Source organism: Blautia sp. Sow4_E7 (assembly GCF_052116245.1).
In the GTDB taxonomy this organism is placed as follows: Bacteria; Bacillota; Clostridia; order Lachnospirales; family Lachnospiraceae; genus Blautia_A.
Genome location: NZ_JBQKLL010000024.1, coordinates 26,250 through 50,867, shown reverse-complemented (window position 1 = coordinate 50,867; position 24,618 = coordinate 26,250). Strand labels below are relative to the sequence as shown.

At 39.8% G+C, this 24,618-nt stretch carries 25 protein-coding genes and 1 tRNA gene; 16 read left to right on the top strand and 10 right to left on the bottom strand.

Annotation, left to right across the window (positions count from 1 at the left end):
- Positions 1-76: 76 nt before the first annotated feature.
- Complete coding sequence (locus ACTQ50_RS13225) at positions 77-889, bottom strand: LytTR family transcriptional regulator DNA-binding domain-containing protein (protein WP_441484581.1); 813 nt, start codon at positions 887-889, stop codon at positions 77-79.
- Between the two features lie 528 nt (positions 890-1,417).
- Between ACTQ50_RS13225 and ACTQ50_RS13220 the strand changes: the two genes are divergently transcribed.
- From ACTQ50_RS13220 to ACTQ50_RS13180, 9 genes are all read left to right on the top strand, one after another.
- Positions 1,418-1,491, top strand: a tRNA-Arg gene (locus ACTQ50_RS13220).
- Positions 1,492-1,907: 416 nt separating this feature from the next.
- A complete protein-coding gene (locus tag ACTQ50_RS13215; RefSeq protein WP_441053178.1) occupies positions 1,908-2,783 on the top strand; it encodes a ParB/RepB/Spo0J family partition protein in 876 nt (291 codons plus the stop codon).
- 15 nt (positions 2,784-2,798) lie between these two features.
- Positions 2,799-3,584 (top strand): ParA family protein, encoded by a 786-nt coding sequence (locus ACTQ50_RS13210; RefSeq protein ID WP_297872866.1) that lies wholly within the window; start codon positions 2,799-2,801, stop codon positions 3,582-3,584.
- Positions 3,574-4,485 (top strand): ParB/RepB/Spo0J family partition protein, encoded by a 912-nt coding sequence (locus ACTQ50_RS13205; protein WP_441053177.1) that lies wholly within the window; start codon positions 3,574-3,576, stop codon positions 4,483-4,485. Before ACTQ50_RS13210 ends, ACTQ50_RS13205 begins: the two co-directional genes overlap by 11 nt.
- Positions 4,475-4,834: a replication initiator protein A gene (locus ACTQ50_RS13200; protein ID WP_172495173.1), complete on the top strand. Its 360-nt coding sequence runs from the start codon at positions 4,475-4,477 to the stop codon at positions 4,832-4,834. The genes ACTQ50_RS13205 and ACTQ50_RS13200 overlap by 11 nt, the downstream gene beginning before the upstream one ends.
- Before the next feature lie 63 nt (positions 4,835-4,897).
- On the top strand, positions 4,898-5,875 hold the full coding sequence (locus tag ACTQ50_RS13195) for a DUF6017 domain-containing protein (RefSeq protein WP_441053174.1): 978 nt from the start codon (positions 4,898-4,900) through the stop codon (positions 5,873-5,875).
- A gap of 461 nt (positions 5,876-6,336) precedes the next feature.
- Complete coding sequence (locus ACTQ50_RS13190; protein WP_441053170.1) at positions 6,337-6,765, top strand: hypothetical protein; 429 nt, start codon at positions 6,337-6,339, stop codon at positions 6,763-6,765.
- Positions 6,766-6,937: 172 nt separating this feature from the next.
- Entirely contained in the window at positions 6,938-7,261 is a 324-nt protein-coding gene (locus ACTQ50_RS13185; RefSeq protein WP_216697628.1) for a helix-turn-helix domain-containing protein, read from the top strand.
- 58 nt (positions 7,262-7,319) lie between these two features.
- Positions 7,320-8,036, top strand: a complete 717-nt coding sequence (locus ACTQ50_RS13180; RefSeq protein WP_441053168.1) for a hypothetical protein — start codon at positions 7,320-7,322, stop codon at positions 8,034-8,036.
- A 74-nt stretch (positions 8,037-8,110) separates the two neighbouring features.
- Here ACTQ50_RS13180 and ACTQ50_RS13175 read toward each other — a convergent pair whose 3' ends face one another.
- From ACTQ50_RS13175 to ACTQ50_RS13165, 3 genes are all read right to left on the bottom strand, one after another.
- Positions 8,111-8,677, bottom strand: coding sequence for a GrpB family protein (locus ACTQ50_RS13175; RefSeq protein WP_441484580.1), 567 nt, complete (start codon positions 8,675-8,677; stop codon positions 8,111-8,113).
- 47 nt (positions 8,678-8,724) lie between these two features.
- Positions 8,725-9,222 (bottom strand): nucleotidyltransferase domain-containing protein, encoded by a 498-nt coding sequence (locus tag ACTQ50_RS13170; RefSeq protein WP_009247521.1) that lies wholly within the window; start codon positions 9,220-9,222, stop codon positions 8,725-8,727.
- Between the two features lie 84 nt (positions 9,223-9,306).
- Positions 9,307-10,851, bottom strand: coding sequence for an ATP-binding cassette domain-containing protein (locus ACTQ50_RS13165; protein ID WP_441484579.1), 1,545 nt, complete (start codon positions 10,849-10,851; stop codon positions 9,307-9,309).
- Between the two features lie 633 nt (positions 10,852-11,484).
- On the opposite strand from ACTQ50_RS13165, the gene ACTQ50_RS13160 reads away from it, so the two are divergent.
- The 4 genes from ACTQ50_RS13160 (at position 11,485) to ACTQ50_RS13145 (ending at position 16,388) form a co-directional block, all read left to right on the top strand.
- Positions 11,485-11,856, top strand: a complete 372-nt coding sequence (locus ACTQ50_RS13160; RefSeq protein WP_441484584.1) for a TnpV protein — start codon at positions 11,485-11,487, stop codon at positions 11,854-11,856.
- 366 nt (positions 11,857-12,222) lie between these two features.
- On the top strand, positions 12,223-14,142 hold the full coding sequence (tet(O), locus tag ACTQ50_RS13155) for a tetracycline resistance ribosomal protection protein Tet(O) (RefSeq protein ID WP_117477955.1): 1,920 nt from the start codon (positions 12,223-12,225) through the stop codon (positions 14,140-14,142).
- 50 nt (positions 14,143-14,192) lie between these two features.
- Entirely contained in the window at positions 14,193-15,413 is a 1,221-nt protein-coding gene (gene tet(40), locus ACTQ50_RS13150; protein WP_073324046.1) for a tetracycline efflux MFS transporter Tet(40), read from the top strand.
- A gap of 312 nt (positions 15,414-15,725) precedes the next feature.
- Entirely contained in the window at positions 15,726-16,388 is a 663-nt protein-coding gene (locus ACTQ50_RS13145; RefSeq protein WP_002909884.1) for a hypothetical protein, read from the top strand.
- A 306-nt stretch (positions 16,389-16,694) separates the two neighbouring features.
- On the opposite strand, the gene ACTQ50_RS13140 is transcribed toward ACTQ50_RS13145, so the two are convergent.
- The 6 genes from ACTQ50_RS13140 to ACTQ50_RS13115 all read right to left on the bottom strand — a co-directional run bounded on the left by ACTQ50_RS13140 (position 16,695) and on the right by ACTQ50_RS13115 (position 21,925).
- A complete protein-coding gene (locus tag ACTQ50_RS13140; protein WP_441052775.1) occupies positions 16,695-18,233 on the bottom strand; it encodes a hypothetical protein in 1,539 nt (512 codons plus the stop codon).
- A 16-nt stretch (positions 18,234-18,249) separates the two neighbouring features.
- Positions 18,250-19,278: a hypothetical protein gene (locus tag ACTQ50_RS13135; protein WP_441052777.1), complete on the bottom strand. Its 1,029-nt coding sequence runs from the start codon at positions 19,276-19,278 to the stop codon at positions 18,250-18,252.
- A 17-nt stretch (positions 19,279-19,295) separates the two neighbouring features.
- Positions 19,296-20,132, bottom strand: a complete 837-nt coding sequence (locus ACTQ50_RS13130; RefSeq protein ID WP_441052779.1) for a hypothetical protein — start codon at positions 20,130-20,132, stop codon at positions 19,296-19,298.
- Between the two features lie 261 nt (positions 20,133-20,393).
- Positions 20,394-20,852 carry a VOC family protein gene (locus ACTQ50_RS13125; RefSeq protein WP_441052781.1) on the bottom strand — a complete coding sequence of 153 codons (459 nt, stop codon included), beginning with the start codon at positions 20,850-20,852 and terminating at the stop codon, positions 20,394-20,396.
- Between the two features lie 52 nt (positions 20,853-20,904).
- Complete coding sequence (locus ACTQ50_RS13120) at positions 20,905-21,429, bottom strand: ImmA/IrrE family metallo-endopeptidase (RefSeq protein WP_347376728.1); 525 nt, start codon at positions 21,427-21,429, stop codon at positions 20,905-20,907.
- An 85-nt stretch (positions 21,430-21,514) separates the two neighbouring features.
- Positions 21,515-21,925, bottom strand: a complete 411-nt coding sequence (locus tag ACTQ50_RS13115; RefSeq protein WP_297872897.1) for a helix-turn-helix domain-containing protein — start codon at positions 21,923-21,925, stop codon at positions 21,515-21,517.
- Between the two features lie 339 nt (positions 21,926-22,264).
- Between ACTQ50_RS13115 and ACTQ50_RS13110 the strand changes: the two genes are divergently transcribed.
- From ACTQ50_RS13110 to ACTQ50_RS13100, 3 genes are all read left to right on the top strand, one after another.
- Entirely contained in the window at positions 22,265-23,536 is a 1,272-nt protein-coding gene (locus ACTQ50_RS13110) for a Y-family DNA polymerase (RefSeq protein ID WP_441052783.1), read from the top strand.
- A gap of 15 nt (positions 23,537-23,551) precedes the next feature.
- On the top strand, positions 23,552-23,968 hold the full coding sequence (locus ACTQ50_RS13105) for a hypothetical protein (RefSeq protein ID WP_441049939.1): 417 nt from the start codon (positions 23,552-23,554) through the stop codon (positions 23,966-23,968).
- A gap of 230 nt (positions 23,969-24,198) precedes the next feature.
- Positions 24,199-24,447 carry a hypothetical protein gene (locus ACTQ50_RS13100; protein WP_347376725.1) on the top strand — a complete coding sequence of 83 codons (249 nt, stop codon included), beginning with the start codon at positions 24,199-24,201 and terminating at the stop codon, positions 24,445-24,447.
- The last annotated feature ends 171 nt before the right edge of the window (positions 24,448-24,618 follow it).

Below are 24,618 nucleotides of genomic sequence, written 5' to 3'. Positions count from 1 at the left end.
TTTTATACCCTTTTTGGAAACTGATTGAGCGATGTTTAGGCTACATGGGTCAATTTTCGGATTCATGGTACAGTTATCAGTTTAGATACTGTTCCGTGAATAATTCAGGATTACTTTTCATGGAAACTTCAACCAATCTGACCAGATGATTTTCTTCACTTATAGATTTCATTTTGTCTGCATTAAACAAAATGCATCCACAGTGTCCCGGAAATGTAGGAAAACATATAATTTTCAGATTCGTATCTATTTCAGGACTATAATCCATGATTTCCAGTGTTTCACCATACAAGGTGGCACGTTCATAAACATGAAGCCATTTTGCGTCCATATTGGAAAAAAGACTGGAAAAGGAACTTCCGATCATCTTGTCTAAGGGCTGCTTTTCCAGGGCAGCCAACGCTTCATTCCCATAGCGGAAGATCCAGTCCACTGCCTTTTTTTCTTCATTGAATACCATTTCTATATCCGTGAATGCAAAAGGGAGAGCATCACATATTTTATAATATTTGCGATATTCTTCTGCTGTCAGCGGCAGCTTTTTTTTACTGATTTTTGCAATTATAAGCTCCTGATTTTTCTGTAGTTCTTCTCTGAGCACCCTTTTTTTGCGTTTTGTATAGCAAATTTTCTCACCATTAGACAGCAAAATCCTGTCTCCAATATCACTGATTGCAGATACAGCTACCATACAGCCACGTTTTACCTCAATAAATTCTTCATTCAATTGTTTCTTTAATTCTTTCAGTGTCATTCGGCAACGATACACGTTTCCATCAAACATATGAATCCTGCAATGATCATCTGACATGATCACATAGAGAATGTCTGCACATCGGATCGCGATCTTCGTGCGATTGAAGGTTACTGTAATGAATTCCTGCTGCATGGCTGAGGTCTCCTTCTGGTAATTAAAAATCTATTTGAAAAATACAACTTTTACTATTCTAGCACTGTGCCAAAGCTCTTACAAGTATACAGATGCCAATCGTATAGTGTATCAATTTATATTTCAGAAGTGGTAACTGCTTCATGATGCACATCTTGTAGAAAGCTTTTTTCAAACATGCTCTAACGAACAGTAACCATTGTAAGGGCGGAACAGAAGAAAAGTCTTGTAATTTGTGTGTAATTATAGTACAATTAAAGCTACAGATTTGTCCTGTTAGTTTAATGGATAGAACAAGTGCCTCCTAAGGAAGGGGCTTGCCTGACGCCTTTGAACTATAGGAAAAAGAACTCGATAGTTCGAATCTGTCAAAGTAAGTGTTATATAGCTTGCCACCAAAGGCGAATGTATCGAGGAAAGTTGGATGGAGCAATTCATCCAGAAAGCATAAGTAATTGAATAACCGGTTACCGATCCGGAAGCTTGAAAAGTGGCAGAAATCCCTATTTTAAGCCAAAAATCGGACATGTCTTCGTAGCTCAGCTGGATAGAGCACTCGCCTCCTAAGCGAGGGGTCAGAGGTTCAAATCCTCCCGGAGACGCTAGGCAAAGGCGGAAATGCAGTGGTTTTGATTGACTCACGTGCGTCCGCCTTTTGTTAGCAGAAAGGCAAATGTCTCATGATAATTGCCACCAATTGATGGCAGAAATCAAGGCAAATGCCACCAAATTTATCGAAATGCCACCAACGTTTTGAAAGGGTAATTGCCACCAAATGGGAAGAGCCATGTGGAAAGTGATTATCAGGTCTGTCAATCGGAGTAAATATTAGCTTTTGTAGAAATCAAGAAAGAGAAAGCAAAATATCTGCCACCAACTATTAGCAAGAAACAATTTCATTTTGATGGCACTGCCACCACCAACGATCGACAAGCTCGTTTGGTTCGAATCAATCTTTATCAAGAATGATTTGGACTGAACGGGCTTTTTTGTCGTTCACAAAAGAAAGGAGTTACAGATGTCAGAAGAAATAATGAACATTGGATCTGAAGAGGGAGATCAGGTATTGGAACTGGATATCAATCGGTTAAGAACTTTCAAGAACCATCCATTTAAAGTGACTGCTGACATGAGCATGGTGGAATTGAAAGACAGTATTGAGAAATATGGAATACTCAATCCTTTGATTGTAAGACCTGTCCCGGAAGGCTATTACGAAATAATCTCTGGTCACAGAAGAAAGTTTGCAGCAAAACAGCTTGGATATACCAAGGTTCCGGTCATCATCAAAGTCATGAAAAATGATGAAGCAATTGTAGCAATGGTTGATTCGAATCTTCAAAGAGAATATATCAGCCCCAGTGAAAAGGCTCATGCTTATAAGATGAGATACGATGTGATGAAGAAGAAAGGAAATACCAATATTCGTGGACGAGTCGTCCACAAAACAAAAGGAAAAAGAACTGTTGAAATACTGGCTGAGGAATTTGGAGAAAGCATAAAGCAGATACAAAGATATCTAAAACTTACGGAGCTTATTCCGGAATTGCTTACCAAGCTGGATGATGATCAATTATCAATTAGTGCTGCAGTTGAGATTGCCTTTCTAAAAGAAGAAGAACAGAAATGGTTTCTGGAAGCAATGGACTATGCACAGGCAACACCATCACTATCTCAGGCACAGAGAATTAAAAAGTTAAGTCAAAGCAATGAGCTGACAGAGGATGATCTAAAAGACATTCTTTGTGAAATAAAAAGGGAAGATGTTTCAAGGGTGACATTTAAGACCGAACAGTTAAAGAAGTATTTTCCAAAAGATTATACAGTGGAAAAAATGAAGCGTGAGATCATCGATATCTTAAAAATATGGATGGATAAATATTGGGATTTATAAGGAGGATTGTATTTTATGTGTAAAGTAATCGCAGTTGCAATGCAAAAAGGTGGATGTGCAAAAACAAGCGTATCGTTAAATCTGGGAATAGGACTTGCCAGAGCAGGTAAGAAAGTCCTGTTAATTGATAATGATCCGCAGGGAAACCTTACAGCCAGTTTAGGATATGAAGAACCTGATGATATGAGTGATACTCTTGCATCTGTAATGATGAAGATCATTAACGAGGAACCAATCGAACCGGGATATGGAATCCTTCATCATCAGGAAGGAATTGATCTGATACCAGGCAATATCGAGTTATCCGGTTTGGAAGTGCTTCTTGCGAATGTAATGAGCCGGGAAAACATCCTGAAAGAATATATTGATCAAATCAAAGATCAGTATGGATACATCATCATTGACTGTATGCCATCTTTGGGAATGACAACAATCAATGCTTTAGTAGCAGCTACTTCTGTATTGATTCCGGTTCCTGCCGCTTATCTTCCTGTAAAAGGATTGTGTCAGCTAATCAAAACCATTTCCATGGTAAAGAAGCGTCTCAATAAGAAATTAAAGATTGAGGGTATTGTTCTAACGATGGTGGACTACAGGACAAATTATGCAAAGGATATCACACAAAAATTACGTGAGGGTTATGAATCAACAATAGGTGTATTTAACACGTATATTCCATTTTCAGTCAAAGCTGCAGAATGCAGTTTAGAAGGAGTAAGTATTTACATTCATGAGCCAAAGGGAAAGGTAGCCGAAGCATATAAGAAATTGACAGAGGAGGTTTTATCTCATGAAAACTAGAACTGGACAGAAATTGAAATTAACAACTGTAGAAGAATTATTGGGAGTTCCTGCTACGGAGTCATCGACAGAGATAGATATTGATAGGGTCCATGTGTTTAAAAATCATCCATTTAAAGTATTGGATGATGAGAAAATGTCGGATTTGGTTGAAAGTATTCGAGTTAATGGTATCTTATCTCCTGTTTTGGTACGTCCAGATGGCGAAGACAGTTATGAAATGATCTCCGGTCATAGGAGGATGCATGCTGCAAAGATTGTTGGATTAACTATGATACCTGCCATTGTAAGGGAAATGTCAGATGATGAAGCCATTGTATATATGGTAGATTCGAATATTCAGAGAGAAGAATTACTTCCTAGTGAGAAGGCATTTGCATTCAAAATGAAAATGGATGCAATGAACCGACAGGGAAAAAGATGTGATACCACTTTAGGACATGATGTCCCAAAGTGGAGTCATGAAATAATAGGTTCCGATAGTGGTTTTAGTGGTCGTCAGGTAAAAAGATATATCCGTCTCACAGAGCTGATACCAGAATTATTGGATATGGTTGATTCAAAGAGATTACAGTTTACTGCCGGTGTTGAAATCTCCTATATTGACAAAGAAATCCAACAATGGATATGTGAATACATCCATGAGAATGGAAATGTAAAGCAGAACCAGATAGTCATTCTTCGTCAAGAACTGTTAAATGGAGCAATTACACAAAGCCAGCTAATCGATATTTTGAATGAGAATGCAATCGGAAGAATTCCGAAAAAGAAGGTAACTCTTTCAGAAAAGAAATTATCTCAATACTTTCCACCACATTACACATCTGCAGAAATGGAAAAAGTAATCGTGGAACTTCTTACCAACTGGAAAGAACAAGGAGGTGCAGAGAATGGCTTTTGATTATATTTATGGCTTATCAGCTGATCAATATAGCTTCTACAGGATTCCAAAGAGTTTGATGTTCGGGGATGAATTTCGAGATTTATCCCTGCAAGCAAAGCTTCTTTACGGGTTACTCTTAGACCGGATGGCAATGTCTGCAAAGAATCAATGGATCGATAACGAAAACAGAGTGTATGTAGTTTATCCGATTTCCGAAATGCAGGAGGACCTGAATGTTTCAAAGAAAAAGGCAATCGAATACCTGAAAGAACTTGAAACAGTCGGATTGGTAAAGAAAAAGGTAAAAGGTTTTGGATTACCGAATCATTTGTATGTGAAAAACTTCGTTGTTTCACAACTGGCATAAGTATTTCAGAAGTATAAAAATCGACACCTCTAGGGGTGCAATTCAGGAAGGGAGGAACTTCGCATGGAACAACAGAAGCCACAGTTTCGTTATTATTATGGTGATGAATCTGAGCAATTCAGTTTCTTCAAAATACCGAAGCTTCTGATTACGCATGAAATTTTCCGGGGACTATCAAATGATGCCAAGATCCTATATGGATTATTATTAGATCGAATGAGTCTTTCTCAGAAAAATAAGTGGTATGACGAAGAAAACAGAGCTTATATCGTTTGCAGTATTGAAGAAATCACAGAATTATTGAATTGTAGTCGAAACAAAGCAATAAAATCACTTCAAGAACTGGATACAGATAAAGGAATCGGGCTGATAGAAAAACGTCGTCTGGGGCAAGGAAATAATACTATTATGTATGTAAAGAATTTTCTTATTCCTCAAGAAATGATCTCGCAGCAATCGAATGCTGATGCAATTTCAAAAGTCCAAAATTTAAACTTCAAGAAGTCCAAAATAAGGACTTCTAAAAGTCCAAAATATCAACTTCTAGGAGTCCAAAATATGGACCATAATAATACTTATAATAATAAAACCAATAATAATCAGACTGATGATTCTAATCGAATCATATCTGGTGATGATAATCGATCTGATCAGCGATATGATGCGGAATCAGAGTTTAAGGCGTATCAATCTTTGATTAAAGAGAATATTGAATATGAATATCTGCTCATAGCTTATCCAACAGAGAAAGAAACCATTGAGGGGATCTATGAGTTGATTGTGGAGACAGTGATGACCAGTAGTGAAAAGATCCTTATCGCAAGTAACTGGTATCCGACATCATTAGTGAAGAGTAAGTTCATGAAGCTTAATTATCATCATATTCAATACGTTTTGGATATGCTTCGATCAAACACGACCAAGGTACGAAATATAAAGAAATACATGTTGGCTTCACTCTTTAATGCTACAACCACGATAGACAGTTATTACAGAGCAGAAGTTAATCATGATTTTCCACAATATGCAGCAGCAAAATAAACGGGAGGGATGATTATGTTCGTTTTAAAATTAATCGGGAAAGTATGCGTATTACCAGTGATCATAGTATTAGCGGTTCTTCTGGGAATCGTTAAAGTATGTGTTGGAATTTATAGCTTTGCAAGGGCACTGTTCGGTCTTTTGGTCGGTGCCCTGGTGATTCTTACTGTCATTTTCTATCAGGATTGGTTACAGATCGGTTTACTGGTAATCATTTCATGTATTGGGATATCTATCTTAGCGGCCGGAATATTCTTGGAAATGATACTAGAATCGGGAATTAGCAGATTAAGTAAGTTTGTACTATCATAATTGAAGGCGGTCTAAAATGACCGGGTTCAAATAAGGAGGCATTTACTTTATCGAAAAAGCGATGAATGGTAAAATATAAAAATGATGCTTTCGTACGAAAATATGTCAGAAGAGTTTTTTCATAAAAAAGATTTTCGGGAGGGAAACTAATGAACAAAATGGAAAATGAATATATTCAGTTGCCACCATTAAAAAGAGACACCGATTTAAGAGTGATCATGGCACTGTGGGAATATGTAAGGCTGTCAGATGAAGAGAGAGAACATGTTTTAACTATTATGAATGAGATAAAAAAAGATAAAGCAAGCAGAATACTTCCACCATTTGAATCACTTCAAAATCTGCCACAGGAAGAAATAAATGATTTTGATAAGGTCATGGGAAAGATTATTAATGATATTATTGTGGAGGCATGTGATCTGGCATGTTGGATGTATAGATGTAAATTTATCGAAGGATGGACTCTGGAACAGATGGTAGATGAAAAAAGAGACGCAGAACAGTTTGTTGTCGCCCTTTATTATCTATTTGAGAAATATATCGATAAGCCTGATGATAATAATATCAAACCATCATAATAAAACCGGTGTAAGTTAAGATATAAATATGATATACTGATATTGTTCCTTATTTTTTTTGACTGTATATATCGCAATGCCTAAGTATTATACATCGATACATATAATCTGATAAGTTACCTTGTTTCTCAGTAAAATAAAGGTATCATATCGGAAAAGAGGTGTAGAATACTTGCAAGCTGAGAACTATATTATTGCTAAGATTGAGCAGTTGTGTGAAAAGAAAAATATCAGCAGATACAGACTAGCTCAGAAATCTGGAATCGCACAGTCATCTATTTCTACATTGTTAAACAGAAAGAGCGTTCCAACGATTCAAACTCTTGAAAAAATATGTGATGGATTAGATATTACTCTCGCTCAATTTTTTACAGAGGATGAAGAATATCCTGATTTAACATCTGATCAAAAACAGCTGCTTTCTGACTGGAATGCAATGGATGATCATCAAAAAGAGTTGGTTAAAGCATATATACAGGGTGTCATTAGAAAATAAGGACAGCTGTGCTTAAGAAATGGCATAGCATGTCCTTATTTTTGTTTCGGGGGTTGTTATGAAACGATATCATTTTTTATTCTGTGTATTTCTTTTAGGGATTATCCTTTGTAGCTGCCAGACACAGACGGTTGAAAGTTCAAACAAAAATCAACAATTAGAACAGAAAGAAAAAGACGAGAAAGATTTAAAACTATCACTACAATCCTCCATTGGAAAGGAGCAATGCTTTATATGCGGAAATCCTGCAGGGGGACTTCTTGATTACTATTATAAATTCGATTCTATTGGGATTATTCATTGGGCGGATAGGTCAGTTACCGACACCCGGATTCGGGAATATGATGATGTTGGAAATGAAAAGATTGATTCTGGGCATATGAGTACAATGGTACATTCTTTTGGAGAGGAGTATGGTTCTATTATGACACACTCTCAACCGGATAGATGCATTGCGGAATCGAATATACACCTTGGTGAGAAAGATACAATAGATTGTGAATCGCTTATTGATCAGTTGTGCCAAGATTGTCTGAATAAGGTATGTGAGTTTTATGAAGATCAGATAAACAGTGATAATGATGAATATCTGGAAAGCACAGGATATTGTCTGATTGATTTCAAGACAAAAGAATTGTATACTCTGTCCAATCCTTACCGTGGATATAGTATCCGAGATTATATAGTACGGTATGACTATAGAGAGCAGGGAGACGGAGAAAAGTATATTGATCTATTGATTTTCTATGCTCCTGTCTGTGGCAAAAAAAGATAGGTGTAAGATAAAAAATGGACGTATTGGATGTTGTTTACCATTACGTCCATTTACATCAATTCTACTGGAATTTGTCAGTATCTGTCGCCATATATCCTGCGGGCTTCTGTTGTCCACTTGTGAATGAATTCAGTCTTTGCATCTGTATAGGCGTCTCTGTCATGCTCATATTTCTTCCATAATTCCAGCTTCAAAGATTCATAATCCTTTGCGACCTGCGGATGCTCGTTCAGATAGTCGCGGAAATACAGTTCATCATTATCTCCGGTGTATCTGAGATGAATGTGATAAACCTTATCCGCAAAGCCTTCTTTGGTATACCCTTTATTGAGTGAAATCCGGTTTGTTTCAGCGGACATTCCGATAAAACCATTCCGCTCCATAACATGTGCCAGTTCTTCCATGTCGGCTTTTTCAGAAATCTCAACCATCACATCAACAATGTTCTTCGCCCATATGCCCTGTATCGCTGTACTTCCAATGTGACTGATCCTTTCAACAGGATAGTCTGGCAACAGGTCCATTATTAAGGCTTCTATCTCCTTGTAGTAGTTTTTCCACTTATCATCGTGCTGAACAATAAAAATGGGAAACAATTCCCACAGTTCGGCCAGCGTCATTTCCGACAGTTCCTTTCCCATCGTCAAATCCTCCACAAATGCCGATTTCCGGCTCTAAAACTGAAATTTTACTTTTCCTTATATTCATCTGGTATTGCTATTTGAAATGTTTCACACAACAGCATCACATCATGCACATCATTTTTATCGTGTTCATATCCCAAATGAAGCATTACCTGACTCAATGGTTCAATACAAGAAACAGTTATATCTCCAACTTTTCCAATACCGGAAAAAGTTTTTGATGGAAATATATCTCCCTCATAAACAATTCCGTCATCTGTAAATTCAAAACAATGTAAATCAATGATTCTTTGTTTATCATCTTTCCAGACAGTATGACCATCCGTTGTATAATCAGTATTTACTTCCTCAAATCCATGCTGCTTAATCACATAAATATAATCATGATAATGTTTCAGTTCAACAAACAAATCAATATCATTGTGTATTCTTGATTCTCTTTTAAGAAGTGCATCAACACCCCATCCGCCATCTAAATATACTTTAATTTCGTTTTGCAAAGCATATTTTATAATTTCACATGCATCTTCTGTACGTACCATAATCTATCCTCCAAATTCAAATCTTTGTATGCTTTCCAACTCACTAAAAGCCTGAAATTTGTCAGTCTTTCATCCTTTTTGTTATCAATCACCAATTAGCTGTAATCCATTAGGATTTAGCTGATATATTTTATCGCACACCTCTTCAATATACTTTCTATCGTGAGAAATGCTAATGACAGCCCCCGGAAATTCTCGGAGCATTTTTCTTATTACCGGACCGGACAATGGTGAAAAATTTCTTGTCGGTTCATCCAGAATAAGAACATTTGCACCACTTAAGCTCATCCTCAAGAGAAGCACTTTCGCCTTTTGTCCGCCTGATAACTCCCGAATCGGATGCTCCATTTCATCTGGTGTGTATTTAAGTGAACCAAGGTATGTTCTAATTCTTGTACGCTCTTCTTTATCTCCTGTTTTATCAAGGTAATCAACCGGTGTAACATCCAAATCCAGCAGGTCTTCATAAGTTTGAGGCATATATTCTGCTTTAATGTCATTCCGATTTAGGAGTTCTTCCGCTATCTTTTTTAGAAGAGTCGTTTTTCCTGCCCCGTTGGCTCCTATCATACAGATTTTTTCTGAACCTTTTATTTTTAAATGAATTCCTTCTGCTAAAATTCTTTTGCCATCCGGAGTCACAAGCTTTGAAAGTTCATATTCTATGACCGTTTTTCCTGCGGGAATGTGTGAGTTTTCATCCCCTAATTTGACAAAGATTGCTTCTTCCTGTTCCGGCATCTGAGTCATATTTTCATCTTCTTTTTCAAATCTTCGTTCCATTGCCTTAACCGTATGCATTTTGTCCTTTAAGTTTTTGGCAACAGACGGTGCTTGTCTGGTACAACTTCTTAATGCACCTTGTACACTCTGCATAACTCTTTGATATTTTTCATCGCGAATCTTTTTCTCCCCACGGTCACTCAGTGCCCGCTGTTTTTGGATTTCAAATTTATGAAGCCGTTCTTCCACATAGCGTCTATAGGGAAGCTTTGCCACGGTATATCTCGCCTTTGTTTTTCGTATAATCTGCTCGATATGTATCACCATGTTGGCAGTACGCTCTATCAGCGTTTCATCGTGTGAAATAAAAAGCACAATGTGCTTCCAGTCATTTATGATTTTTTCCAGTAATGTAAGCGTCGCAATGTCGATGTCATTGGAAGGTTCGTCCAACAACAGCACAGAAACATCGCGAATGAAAAGCCTCATAAGTTGTGTCTTGACTTTTTCGCCTCCTGAAAGACTACCCATTGTCTGGTTACTGTAGAAAAAATCATTTTTCATTCCAAATTTTCCCGCAATAACAGACAATTCTTTAGGCGTTTTCTCCCAGAATATTTCCTCTTCAGAAAAATATTCGTATATTGTTTTTTCCTTATCTTCATCGAGCATCTCCTGCGGAAGATAACCAAGACGTTCGTGTCCCATTATCCTTTCCCCATCTGCTTCTATATAGTTTTCTACAAGCGACGGATTGTATATCCACTTCATTAATGTCGATTTCCCATTTCCCTCTTCTCCAATAATAACTGCCTTATCTCCATCATTTAGCACAAGGTTGAAATCATTAAGAATTATTCTCAGGTCTTTTTTATGTGTTAAATTTAATTTTTTTATCTGCAACATTAAAGTTTCTCCTTTTCGAAGTCTGAGCCAATTATTATTTTGAACACACAAAAACGAGTCTTTTTTGCATACGCAAAAATAGACTCGCTAAATAGACCCTTATTTCTTTTCCAAAAGGAAAACAAAGGAAATGCCTCTTGCGATAATCCAACTTAAGCGTACACAAAACAAACCTATTCTCTACAGGCTCAATAACTATATGTGTCTTACTTAAATCAAATTATCTATTAATCATTTCCTCACCTTACACAAAATGTGCCTTTCTTTCTTCTAATGGCAATACTATCATACTGTATTTTTTGTGTCAATACATTTCACCTTATGGAAGTGCAAATTCAAATTCTTGCGTGCTTTCAATCTATCCACAAGACTGAAAGTTTACGGTCTCTGTCAGTTCAAATATTGTTATTTGTTTATCCGTCCTTCAACAATTTTTCCAATTGCAAGCAATATAATTAGCGTTATATAGAAACGATAATCTTTATAATTGCTCGTCAACAAGAACGCCATGGTCAGCATGAATAAGGCAGTTCCATAAATTATCAAAAATATTTTTTTCATGATAAAAATCTCCACAAATTCAAATCTTCTGTTGCTTTCAATCTCTCCGCAAGACCGAAATTTGTCAACTTCATTAAATCATTATTTGAGGAACTGGGCGGCAAATACGAAAGGCAAGGGGATTATTTGATACCGTGCTTAACTGTACCCGCCGAAGAAGAACAGGCAATAGGCATCTGGGGGCAACGGCATTTAGATTATCTAAAACAGTACCGTAAAGTTACATACACCAATCTTCTTACAAGCGGCAGGCTAAACGCCTACCTTGCCGACATCAACAGACAGGCACAGGAACGCTTTGAAAGGCTCATAGAGGGTATGAAACAGGCACAGGGCATAACGGAACAGCTAAAGGCAGAAAACGCCTTAGAATGGACAGGATGCCTCAATAACATAAGGGCTTGTGCGAGGGAGATTGTGGAAAAGGAAATTATTTTTGCATAAACAGATGATTAGTGGCAGGGGGAAATCCTGCCGCTTTTTCTGCTTTAGTTTGTCAGCTTGACAAATAAAGGGTTAAGGAATATAATTAGATTCAGTATTATACAAGGAGTTAATAAATATGCGGCAAGGTATTCTTAAATAAACTGTCAATTTGATAGTGGGAACAAAAAGTAGCAGTCCCGTTTCACTTTTAATATGGGGCTTAGTTTTTTGTACCCAGTTTAAGAATACTTTTATCATGTAATTTTATATGCCCGAAAACATATAAGTGTTTTGGGGCTATTGGAGTTATTTACCCAGTGATAGGAGTATTTATCACTGGGTATTTTTATGCCCTTTTTTGGGTGTTGATAGGAGGAAAATCACATGAAAATAATTAACTTAGGCATTCTGGCTCACGTTGACGCAGGAAAGACAACATTAACGGAAAGTTTATTGTATACCAGTGGTGCAATTGCAGAACTAGGGAGCGTAGATGAAGGCACAACAAGGACAGATACAATGAATTTGGAGCGTCAAAGGGGAATCACTATCCAGACAGCAGTGACATCTTTTCAGTGGGAGGATGTAAAAGTCAACATTATAGATACGCCAGGCCATATGGATTTTTTGGCGGAAGTATACCGTTCTTTATCCGTTTTAGACGGAGCAGTATTATTAGTTTCTGCAAAGGATGGCATACAGGCACAGACCCGTATACTGTTTCATGCACTACAGACAATGAAGATTCCGACAATCTTTTTCATCAATAAAATTGACCAAGAGGGGATTGATTTGCCAATGGTATATCGGGAAATGAAAGCAAAGCTTTCTTCGGAAATTATAGTGAAGCAAAAGGTTGGGCAGCATCCCCATATAAATGTAACGGACAATGACGATATGGAACAGTGGGATGCGGTAATTATGGGAAACGATGAACTATTAGAGAAATATATGTCAGGGAAACCGTTTAAAATGTCAGAACTGGAACAGGAAGAAAACAGGAGATTCCAAAACGGAACGTTATTTCCCGTTTATCACGGAAGCGCTAAAAACAATCTGGGGATTCGGCAGCTTATAGAAGTGATTGCCAGTAAATTTTATTCATCAACGCCTGAAGGTCAATCTGAATTATGCGGGCAGGTTTTTAAGATTGAATATTCAGAGAAAAGGCGGCGTTTTGTTTATGTGCGTATATATAGCGGAACATTGCATTTGAGGGATGTTATTAGAATATCTGAAAAAGAGAAAATAAAAATCACAGAGATGTGTGTTCCGACAAACGGTGAATTATATCCATCCGATACAGCCTGCTCTGGTGATATTGTAATTTTACCAAATGATGTTTTGCAGCTAAACAGTATTTTGGGGAACGAAATGCTGTTGCCGCAGAGAAAATTTATTGAAAATCCTCTCCCTATGCTCCAAACAACGATTGCAGTAAAGAAACCTGAACAGCGGGAAATATTGCTTGGGGCACTTACAGAAATTTCAGATGGCGACCCTCTTTTAAAATATTATGTGGATACTACAACGCATGAGATTATACTTTCTTTTTTGGGGAATGTGCAGATGGAAGTCATTTGTGCCATTCTTGAGGAAAAATATCATGTGGAGGCAGAAATAAAAGAGCCTACTGTTATATATATGGAAAGACCGCTTAGAAAAGCAGAATATACCATCCACATAGAAGTCCCGCCAAATCCTTTCTGGGCTTCTGTCGGGTTGTCCATAGAGCCGCTCCCTATTGGAAGCGGAGTGCAGTATGAAAGCAGAGTTTCACTTGGATATTTAAATCAATCGTTCCAAAATGCGGTTATGGAGGGGGTTCTTTATGGCTGCGAGCAGGGGCTGTATGGATGGAAAGTGACAGACTGTAAAATCTGTTTTGAATATGGATTGTATTATAGTCCTGTAAGTACCCCCGCAGACTTTCGGCTGCTTTCCCCTATCGTATTGGAGCAGGCTTTAAAAAAAGCAGGGACAGAACTATTAGAGCCATATCTCCACTTTGAAATTTATGCACCGCAGGAATATCTCTCACGGGCGTATCATGATGCTCCAAGGTATTGTGCAGATATTGTAAGTACTCAGATAAAGAATGACGAGGTCATTCTGAAAGGAGAAATCCCTGCTAGATGTATTCAAGAATACAGGAACGATTTAACTTATTTCACAAATGGGCAGGGAGTCTGCTTGACAGAGTTAAAAGGATACCAGCCAGCTATTGGTAAATTTATTTGCCAACCCCGCCGCCCGAATAGCCGTATAGATAAGGTTCGGCATATGTTCCACAAGTTAGCTTAACAGCTTGCAAAAGTCATATAAAATGAGATTTGAAAGGAGAATGTAACTTCATGTTTGCTAAAAATTCAAAGGCATATTCTGTCTACCTGCTGTTCCGATTTGTCTGTTCCCTGGCGGTTTCTATGTCCACAGTGCTTTCCATCGTGTACCACCTGGAGGTGGTGCAGCTGGATGCTTTCCAGCTTGTCCTGGTAGGGACGGTTCTGGAGACCTCCTGCTTTCTGTTCGAGATACCCACCGGTGTGGTGGCGGATTTGTATAGCCGTCGGCGCTCGGTGCTGATTGGAATGTTCCTCTACGGCCTGGGCTTTCTGATGGAGGGTGCGCTACCGTGGTTCGCGCCGGTTCTGCTGGCCCAGGTTGTCTGGGGTTGCGGTGATACCTTCATCACCGGCGCTCTGGAGGCGTGGATTGCCTCGGAGGAAGAGGACAAACCCATAGACAAGGTGTTCCTGCGGGGCAGTCAAATGGGGCAAATCGGCGGCGTTCTGGGCGTGGTGCTGGGCACACTGCTGGGAAACATAAACCTGCAAATGCCTGCCATCTTGGGGGGCAGTTTGTGCTTGTTGTTGGGGCTGGTGTTGGTTCGCATCATGCCAGAAACCAACTTCTCCCCTGCTATTGAGGAACGGCAGGGCTTGCTTAAAGACTTTGTCTGCCTGTTCAAGCTCAACCTGGGCTTTGTGAAAGGCGCACCTGTGTTGCTGGCGCTCTTAGCAATCACACTATGCGGGGGACTTGCCAGTGAAGGCTTTGACCGGCTCTCCACCGCTCATTTTCTGGATGACACGGTAATACCCGTTATCGGGCCGCTGAACAGCGTCACTTGGTTCGGTGTTATCAGTCTTATCGGCAGCGGCTTAGGTATTCTGGCTTCTCAGTTGCTCATCGCCCGCATGGAGAAAAAAGGGACTGTCAGCCGAACCAGTGTGGTCATGTCCACCAGCGCCGGGTATATCCTGTGCCTGGTTCTCTTCGCGGTGGGGCGGAGCTTTTGGTTCATGTTGTTGGTGTTCCTGCTGGCGGGGCTTATGCGCACCATCAAGGAGCCTGTGCTGGCCGCCTGGATGAACGACCATGTGGATGAGAAAATGCGCGCCACAGTCTTTTCCACCAGCGGACAGCTGGACTCTTTCGGGCAGATCATCGGCGGGCCTATTGTGGGGCTGGTAGCCCAGCAGGTGTCCATACCCTGGGGGCTGGTCTGTACCGCTTTCCTGCTGTTGCCCGCGCTGTTCTTAGTGCCGGTGGCGGGAAAGAAGCGGGATTGATATGGCATAGTTAAGTTTACTGACGAGCGGGAGATTACTTCCGCTCGTCTTCATTTAGTAGCGCAAAATTTGAGGACTCTTTATTTCCTTATTCGGTATAGCGGAGGCGGCTGTCAATTCGACATAATTTTCTTGTGATACTTTACCGTACATGAGCATTTGTTTCGTATTTGAAAGAACAAACTCACCAAATAAAAAAAACGATATTCGGGTGGGTTATTTTGTTATACCCTAAATTACCCTCTGAGTAAGCACGACCTTAAAGACTTAAAGGAACGGTGCAACGAGCAGAGCTGGGAACAGGGCTTGCATGTGCCGGAGAAAGGAAAGACATTTGCTGGAGAAGTCCGGGAAGAAACGGTGGCATGGAGCAAAGACACCTACCAGCTTTTGAAACAGGCAGAGCAGGGAAAGGTCAAAAGCTATGTGCAGGATATTGCCCTTGCGGTGCTGGATTGTAAGGAAACAGCGACCAGCCGGGAAACCTTTATCCGGCTGATGAATGAAAGAGGGTACGGGGTGGACTGGCAGGACAGCCACAAGTACATCACATATACCGACTTAGCCAGGGAACAGGCAGGAGAAAAGGCTTGTAAAATCAGGGATAACAAGCTGGAAAAATACTACAATATGGATTTTGGAAAGGAGAGTATGGAGCATGAGTTTGAGAGAAATGCACGAACAGCAGAAGCAGAGCAGTCCAAGAGAGCAGCTTCAAGAGTTAAACCGACAGAGCCGGACAGAGCTGGAAAACAGTCTGCTCAAAGAAGCGTTGGCGATGTCGAGCGAGAACTGCGAGGAATTGATGAAGCAGTCAAATCAAGAACAAGTGAGGGCAGAGCAGAACAGGCAGAGAGACGCAGAGCAGAACAGGAAGCTCATCAGCGAGCTGAAGCAGAGCGTAGAGCTGCTGAAGAACAGCAACGAATTGCTTCAAGACGCTATATCGGGCGAGATTGGGAGCCTGAAAGATGAGGTTAAGGAAAACACCGTCCAAGAGGTTAGAAAGGCGTTACAGGCGAATATAGAGGCTATACAGAGGGCTACAAAGCTTCTTGAGAAGCAGTCTGATACACTTACGAGCGTGATGAAGCAGAAGATCCGGGAGCTTGAGGAAAGTAAGAACAGTTTTTTTAGATATGAGGGCTTGAAGTTGTACCTGTTTTGGGGCGGTATGGTCTGCAATATTTTAGTGTTTCTTATGCTGTTGTATGGTATGATTAGTAAGTAAAAAGAAATCGATAAATTAGAATTTACCAATCCGACAAATTCAAATTCGCATCATTCTTTTGGTAAATCAAAGTCATCTTCCGTACATTTCCGGATAATATGCTTTGTCTTTTTCATCGGCAGTGGCACTTCGTCCGCCGCAAAATATTCTTTCTTCACCACTTCAACAACAGCTTCGTGGTTGTCTTTACCGGCAGGAACAATTACGAAATCACCTATTTCGATTGAGTCATCATCTGCTATGTAATAATAGCTTTTGTATCCTTCGTCAAAGGTTACGCTGCAATAGATGATGTCGTTGCCACACCGCCGCACCTTTCCGTAGACGGATGGGTTCATAATTTCGCCCCAACCGTAGAAGGTCATGAAATCAAACACCGACTCCATGAACTCAGCCCAGTCATCCGGTAAACCTTTCTTATCGTAGGTTCCCCGGATGACTTTTTCAACACCCTTTTTTGTGACCACCTTGATGGTGTAGTCTTTGCTTTCAAGTGGATTTTCAACTACATCAGGTGGATTTCCTTCAATATGTTCAAACAGAGTGTCTATGTCCAAATCATCGAGCAGGCTCTCAATACCGCCTTCTACTTTGTACCTGCGAGTGACAGAACAACCTGTGCCGATATTCTGGATGTGTTCAATACTTTCGCTGTTTCTGTCTATAATCAAGGATTCTGTATAATCCCAAACGGCATATTCCGTATGCTCCGAGATCGGTTCCTTCGGTTTTATCTTTGTGATGCGGTGATAGGACACTTCAATCCGATTCACAATGTCTGGCTTGTTATTCCCATCAAAAACATACAAATCAGGCATATCCAAACTTTGACGGAGTAAATCTGAAAGGTCAACACCTTGAACTACAAACTCGGAGCACAAGGAACCACGAAATTTATAGGTCTTGCCCTCCGTATTTGTAAGCTCCATATTCCAGTCACCGATATCTGTTGCAAATACCTCTGTATATTCGTTGCTGAAATATGCTGAAAATGCGGACATAATTCTTTCCGCAACAGCTTTATCAACTTTCAGATTTTTTGTTCTGGACTTTTCATAATGCCCATCACGTCGCTGTCCAAACACATACGCCGAAAACCATACCCGTCCTTCCGAATTGATAGAAATGTGTTGCTCGACTTCTTCATCCGGTTCCGGGCATGGACCATAGCCAAGACGATTCGAAACAATACGAATTTTCTTCAACTCACCGGTGAAAATAAAAGGATTCTCACCGGAAAGCACCGCAAGGCGACTCAATGCCAAAATAAACCAAGAGCGATTTTCGAACGCCAAAATAGAAGCGGCATCATACACCCAGTGGTTGAAGTATCGCCATTGTGAGTAAATTGCAGATCCAAGCAAACGGATGTCTGTTATCTCGTCAATCACTCGATTCAATTCATCGTATTTGCTCGCAGCATTCCCGTACTTCTCTGAAAAAGCGTGACAACAATCCATTTGAAACCCAAGAGCTTCACAATCATCAGCCATGTAGTGATCTACAAGCTCTATATAGTTGATTTTTTGATCTCTGAATTTATCAATCCATTTTGTGGCGAAATCATGGACTTGCTTCAAATATTCCATTGCAGTCACCTCCTTTTTAAAACTCCTCCCAAGTTCTGCCGTTTAGATCAGCTGCAATCTTTTCGGTATCCGGCATCGTTTTGTACCCAAACATATCCGCAAGGTTAAAGAACTTGCTTTTCTGAATGGGATTTTTACTGCTTTTTCTAAAGTCAATCGGATAGAACTTTTCAACCATAAAGTACCTGTGACTGATCATGCGTAGGTTATAGCCGTAGTCCTCTGCACGGTGTATTGCTTCGTTAATGCGGCAAATCTCATCCGGCGTTGGCGCTTCGCCGGTTTCCGCCCGGTATGTCATCTTTCCCTCAACTTCAACCGCAATAATGGTCTTTTTCAGCTTGCCGACCGCACGGATGCTCTTATCTTTGTAGAGTCCAATATATCCATGCTCTGAAAATTTTCGGGATTCCTGATCGTAATATAAATTCAAATCCATGTTGTCCTGGAACGTTGTTCCTGCCACAATCGCTCGCATCCACTTATGACCATCTGGTATCAGCTTTTCATCAAAACAATATTTTTTGAAATCATCCAGCACAGAAATAATCTCCGTGTCTCTGTCATCAATAATATCTTCCATTGCTTCCACAAGCTGTTCAAAAGTCAAATTAACGTGCTTAATCGGGTGGATCAGGCGCTCCATGTTTTTGGTGTTATACTTTTTCAGTTCAACGGTCATTTCATCAAATAACTGTTGCTTCATTGGTCTGGGATCGATAGTCAGCAGAACTTTGATGTCCTCTGCACCAAACTGATCCAGATGATTTACAAGCTGCTGCTTATCGAACTGATTATAGAGCTTTGTCTCGACAACGATCTTAAAGCTCTTTTGGCTAATTACAGCATCCGGAACGCTTTCGTCACCGGCAACCTGCAAGTCAAATGTAATTTCAGGACTTTCATCCTCTCCGAGAATAAGGCTATTCAACATAGAGAAGAATTTATCCGCATTGTAATTATATAAACGGGAAAGCATCAACATGGTGTTGGATGTATCCACATTCTCTTTTGAATGGTATCGCTGAAAGTAATGTATCTGCATAGTACACCTCCTGAAAACTATCTGCCTTTCTCGACTTTCTGCTTGCGAGCCGATTCAACCCATTTTGCAAACTCCCAATCCAAAGGTACCTCATCAATCACTTCCATCAGCATTTCCTCATAATCAAGATAATCCTGATAATCTGATATTCTGCTCCATGCGCAGTGGAGAGAAGGGATGCCATATTGTTTCTTCGCAATGTCGATGATGTAGTTGTCCAGCGGAATATGTAAAAAACGGTAAAACGGTTCTACAACATCAGGAACCAACACATACAAGTATTTCAAAGTCATATTAACCCATTTTTGCGCTTGTCCAATATAAAACTCGATTCCTTCTGACTCATACATCGAAGCAATTTCTTCGCAAATGGATTGGTGCCATTTTGTAAAATCCTCAGCATCATTCACGGCAACAAGCTCAGGGATTCTTTCTTCCAAAAGTGAATCTACCGCTTTTCTCAACATGTCCCCATTCTTGCCATTAAATCGAATCGTTCTGCACATATCCGTATATGCGCTCCTGCTGGCAGCTTCAAAGGGGTTATCCGTTACGCCAAAGTAGAGCATCTTCAAAAAGTCCAGAATCTTGCCATCGACAGAAACCATACTGGACGGAGTGGAACATTCTTTTTTCGCAAGAATCCGTCTGCAAAACTCGTCCATCTTGTCCTTGCCATAGAAGGAGAAAGGATCGTCAATAGCGTTTCCGTCCACATCATTCCAAGGGTCAAAAATCACGGTTCCCTTGTGATAGAAGAAAACACAATCTTTTATCAGATAGTATCCATTGCTGTGAGCAATCCAATCAGACTGTTCCCAAGCGTATTGTTTTGCCTTTTCAATATCGTACATCTTATCCCTCTTTTCTCTATGCTTTATGCTCGCCAATCTGTGCATTAAGGTTTTTAGCGGTTGCAAATTCCTGAAGGTTCATTCCCTTCAAAATGGCGTTCTTTTCAAATATCTTCTTTATCTTCAATACTGCCTATTGCATTTTTTTCATGCTCCAATTCAATACTCTCTTCCCCATTTTATTTCTCTAAAATAGCATAATCAGTAAATAAGTTCAGCCACCCCACTTTTTCGGCACATCTGCTTCACAAATTACGTGGTTTATCGCATACAAGCATTTACAAATTTCATTGGAACATCCATTCGTTCTGCTACTTGCTCCGGTGTCATACCGTTGTCCAAGAAACGCTTACAAACTGTTTTTATGTTTTCTCCAACTTCAATGATATGCTTGTCTGGGTCGTAAAATCTAACCACTCGCTGCCCCCATGAATGTTCCTTGACAGGGTGGACATATTCCACCGCACACTTTTTCAGTTTGTCGGCAAATTTATCAAAATTATCTTCTTCAAAATATACTTCTGAGCTATTGCTGCCAAATACAACATCGCCAGTCTCAATAAATTCCTGCCAACTTTCAAGTGATTGTAGTGCCAAACCACCTGTTAAAGTCTTATTTGCCCCAAAATCCATAATTACACGGAGTCCCAGAACTTTTTTATAAAATTCCACTGACTTATCAATATCTGTTACTATCAGCATAGGATTTTTTATTTTCATCAATTAACCCTCCAATTGATTTTTTATATCCTCGTTTCTTTGAACTATTGTGTTATTTCGCCAAGAAATTGCTCTGTATATCCATTGGCATATGATACGCATGTCCGCGTTTCATAAGGCTATACAGCTTGAAACTCATGAGATCCGGACTGACATTTAGATTGCTGCAGAATCCAAAGTAATCCAAATCTTCATTTTTCGACATTTCTGCCACATCCTCATCTTCTACGAGAAGATCTGCAGCAAACAAATTGGCTTCGTACTCTGTTGAGTTGGTCATGGTATAGAGCACATCATCTTTCATGGGAGCCAGTTTTAGTTGTTTCCGGTGCAAGATGATATGTCCAAGTTCATGTGCTGCCACGATTCGCTTTTCTTCATCGGGAAGGAAGCTGTTGATCATGACATAAATGGTCTGGCAACTCATAAAGCAGTAACCTTTTAATTTCTTAAAATTCGATGTTTCCCCGACTACAATGTTCATGCAGTCGAGAAGTTCAAAAGGGTCTCTGGTCTTAAATCGTTTGATCAGTTTTCCCACTTCCGTATAAATATAATTATTTCCCAAATAAATCACCCCAAAAGATTAGTTATCTCAAGTAGCGGATAGTATCCCGCATTTATAATATACTCGAAAGGATGTACCATAATTAGGACACCTGTTATTCGTCCTTGAGATATTTCTTCGGTGTATATTTCTTTGCCCGCATTTTAGAATCCAGATAAAGCATTTGAATTTCGTCCATAAATGCAGTTTTATCTTCATCGGATAATTCTCCACCGGCAAACATAGCTGCAGCCTGCTCTAAGATCTGCTGTGCCTGTTTTGCACCTCTGGATCCGAACTGCTCTGCCGCTTCTGTGATAAAGGATTCTTCTTCTGACATGAGATAAGAAATATCACAGCCAAGTATGTCTGAGAGTTTCTGATATAAATCATGTTTCTTAGGATAACGATTCTGATTTTCCCATCCGCTTACCGTTCTTAATGCTACACCTAGTTCCTGAGCCAGTTGGGCTTGACTCATATTTTTCGTTGTTCTTAAGGATTTTACCTTTTCACCGAATGTCATAACAATACCTCATTTCTAAGCGTTTTTAGGTGTCTCTTACTTATCCCGGAGCAAAAGCAGGAAAGTTATTTCCTAAAACACGCAACTTAACTATTGACAACAAGCAAGTTGTTGCATATAATGTGAATCACAACAGATGTGCAACTACTTGCCTATAATATATCGAATCTTTCCTATAATGTCAATGGAAAATGCATGTAAATTGCATATAAGGACTGATGTTTACTGGATTTGAGATATGAATCAGTAGAAAAATGTCTCGTATGACACGAAAAGATATTGTACATATAGGCAATTTAAAATGTGTATGGATTTTTCCATATGGAAGAGGTGAAAAGAATGGAACGTCAGAAGTCATATATCTGTATCGATCTGAAATCCTTCTATGCCTCGGTGGAGTGTGTAGAAAGAGATCTGGATCCTTTTACAACGAATCTTGTTGTTGCCGATCCAACCAGATCACAGTCTACAATCTGCTTAGCAATAACACCCGCTATGAAAAAGCTTGGAGTAAAGAACAGATGCCGTATTCATGAGATTCCTGCAGGGATTGAATATATCACTGCCATGCCAAGGATGCAGTTATACATTGATTATTCTGCTAAAATCTACAGTATTTATCTTCGGTATCTGTCAAAAGAAGATATTCATGTATATAGCATTGATGAGTGTTTCATGGATGTGACGGACTATCTTTCTCTTTATGATATGTCTGCAAAGGAAATGGCTGTGGAACTTATGGATGCTGTTATGAAAGAAACCGGAATTACTGCGACTGCAGGAATCGGTACCAATCTTTATCTGGCAAAGGTCGCAATGGATATTGTGGCGAAGCATGTGGATGACCACATTGGTATTTTGGACGAGATATCTTACAGACAAAAACTTTGGGATCATCGTCCACTCAGAGATTTCTGGAGAATCGGTTCCAGAACCGAGAGAAAACTTGCTGGATATGGAATCCATACGATGGGCGATATTGCTTATGCATCTGTTACATCAGAGGACTGGCTCTATAAGATGTTTGGGATTGATGCTGAACTGCTGATCGACCATGCCTGGGGATTTGAAGCCTGTGGTATGCATGATATTAAGAATTATCATACAGAAGAACACAGTTTATCAAACGGTCAGGTGCTTATGAGGAATTATTCTTATGAGGAAGCAGCGGTTGTTGTGAGGGAAATGACAGACGTTCTGGTGTTGGATCTGGTAGCAAAAGGTCTGATCACAAGTTCTGTCACGCTGTGGATCGCATATGATCACAGATATGAAAAACCCTCTTCTCACGGGACTGTGAAGTTGACATCGCCAACAAATAGCTCTAATTCTATCATGGATGAGGTGGAAAAACTGTATCGTCAGATTGCAGATCGGCATACCGGGATCCGTAGAATAGAAATATGTGCGAACCGGGTCACACCGGAAGGCTATCTGCAGTACGATATATTCACAGATCCGATTGCGATTGAAAAGGAAAAGAGCTTACAGCGGGCAATCTTAGACGTAAAAAAGAGATATGGCAAAAATGCAATTATGAGGGGAGCGAATCTGCTTGAGTGTTCTACTTATCGAGAACGCAATAATCAGATTGGCGGACATCGAGCATAAGGAGGTGTTTCTATCATGTTGGCGAGTGCGTATGCAGAATTAATTTATATGCCAAGACCAGTTTCAAACCGAAGGAAGATGGAAGTTGGTCACAGGGCAAAACAGTTTGCACCCTTTGCTGCACTCCGGGGATTTGAAGAAACGGTCAGAAAAAAAGAAATACTATATGAACCAAAAAAGGAGTTGTCTGAGGAAAAGAAAAATGAGCTGGATAGCAAATTGAGGATCCTTTCCAAAGGAATGAAAGTTCAGGCAGTTTATTTTGTAGAGAGTTCAGAATTCCCCGGAAAAGGAAAACACTGTAGCATAGAAGGAATGGTGGAATTCTTTGATCCTCAGATCTATCTTAGGATTGGGGATACAGAAATACCTGTTTCAGAGATTACAGAGTTATCTGGAAATGTCTTTGAAGCATTAGAACAACCTTGTTAACGAATAAAGTGGAAGTCTCCGGGAAACCAGCGGTGAGTGGTAGCCGATAGGAAACAGAGATGGAAACCCAGATTGTCAAAGCCAGTTTGGATATGTATATCATGATTGTTCGCGCAGCTTTGGCGCTTACGGAATGAACAGTCATGATGCTCATAAGGCGGATTTTTATTTCCCTTGGATCCGTTGAGTAATAAATGTTAGATCAATGTTATTGCTTAAGGAGGAAGCCTATGGGATCAGGTAATGTTAAGTGGCATGTTCACTGCTCTGTTTGTGGAGCATTTTTAGAAAAGAGTGCTCAAAGCGATTCGGAAGTGGATTGCAAAAAATGTAAAAGCACATTAGAAGTTTTAGTGAAAGATGATATTGTATCTGTTCGTCCTTTGGTCATCCGGGATGAAAAGCTGAGAGAAAGGATGGCTATATATTCCAGAAAGTTGATGAACACTTCTGGAAAGAAAACAAAAAATGATGAATAAAAATGAGATACCCGGAATGGCGGTGAATTTGGCTGGAACCATCAAGACTGCACCGGATATCAAGAGTTTGTCAAGGAGCTGAACCTGACTGGAATCACTAAGAGCCCGGCAAAACATTTGTATTTGATTTATGGAATCGTATTCGATTCTGTTGTGTCAAAAGCATTTGTT

Excerpts from the sequence above, each read along its gene's own strand:
- ACTQ50_RS13225 (WP_441484581.1), bottom strand. The coding sequence starts at position 889 with ATGCAGCAGGAATTCATTACAGTAACCTTCAATCGCACGAAGATCGCG.
- ACTQ50_RS13215 (WP_441053178.1), top strand. The coding sequence starts at position 1,908 with ATGTCAGAAGAAATAATGAACATTGGATCTGAAGAGGGAGATCAGGTA.
- ACTQ50_RS13210 (WP_297872866.1), top strand. The coding sequence starts at position 2,799 with ATGTGTAAAGTAATCGCAGTTGCAATGCAAAAAGGTGGATGTGCAAAA.
- ACTQ50_RS13205 (WP_441053177.1), top strand. The coding sequence starts at position 3,574 with ATGAAAACTAGAACTGGACAGAAATTGAAATTAACAACTGTAGAAGAA.
- ACTQ50_RS13200 (WP_172495173.1), top strand. The coding sequence starts at position 4,475 with ATGGCTTTTGATTATATTTATGGCTTATCAGCTGATCAATATAGCTTC.
- ACTQ50_RS13195 (WP_441053174.1), top strand. The coding sequence starts at position 4,898 with ATGGAACAACAGAAGCCACAGTTTCGTTATTATTATGGTGATGAATCT.
- ACTQ50_RS13190 (WP_441053170.1), top strand. The coding sequence starts at position 6,337 with ATGAACAAAATGGAAAATGAATATATTCAGTTGCCACCATTAAAAAGA.
- ACTQ50_RS13180 (WP_441053168.1), top strand. The coding sequence starts at position 7,320 with ATGAAACGATATCATTTTTTATTCTGTGTATTTCTTTTAGGGATTATC.
- ACTQ50_RS13175 (WP_441484580.1), bottom strand. The coding sequence starts at position 8,677 with ATGGGAAAGGAACTGTCGGAAATGACGCTGGCCGAACTGTGGGAATTG.
- ACTQ50_RS13170 (WP_009247521.1), bottom strand. The coding sequence starts at position 9,222 with ATGGTACGTACAGAAGATGCATGTGAAATTATAAAATATGCTTTGCAA.
- ACTQ50_RS13165 (WP_441484579.1), bottom strand. The coding sequence starts at position 10,851 with ATGTTGCAGATAAAAAAATTAAATTTAACACATAAAAAAGACCTGAGA.
- ACTQ50_RS13140 (WP_441052775.1), bottom strand. The coding sequence starts at position 18,233 with ATGGAATATTTGAAGCAAGTCCATGATTTCGCCACAAAATGGATTGAT.
- ACTQ50_RS13135 (WP_441052777.1), bottom strand. The coding sequence starts at position 19,278 with ATGCAGATACATTACTTTCAGCGATACCATTCAAAAGAGAATGTGGAT.
- ACTQ50_RS13130 (WP_441052779.1), bottom strand. The coding sequence starts at position 20,132 with ATGTACGATATTGAAAAGGCAAAACAATACGCTTGGGAACAGTCTGAT.
- ACTQ50_RS13125 (WP_441052781.1), bottom strand. The coding sequence starts at position 20,852 with ATGAAAATAAAAAATCCTATGCTGATAGTAACAGATATTGATAAGTCA.
- ACTQ50_RS13115 (WP_297872897.1), bottom strand. The coding sequence starts at position 21,925 with ATGACATTCGGTGAAAAGGTAAAATCCTTAAGAACAACGAAAAATATG.
- ACTQ50_RS13110 (WP_441052783.1), top strand. The coding sequence starts at position 22,265 with ATGGAACGTCAGAAGTCATATATCTGTATCGATCTGAAATCCTTCTAT.
- ACTQ50_RS13105 (WP_441049939.1), top strand. The coding sequence starts at position 23,552 with ATGTTGGCGAGTGCGTATGCAGAATTAATTTATATGCCAAGACCAGTT.
- ACTQ50_RS13100 (WP_347376725.1), top strand. The coding sequence starts at position 24,199 with ATGGGATCAGGTAATGTTAAGTGGCATGTTCACTGCTCTGTTTGTGGA.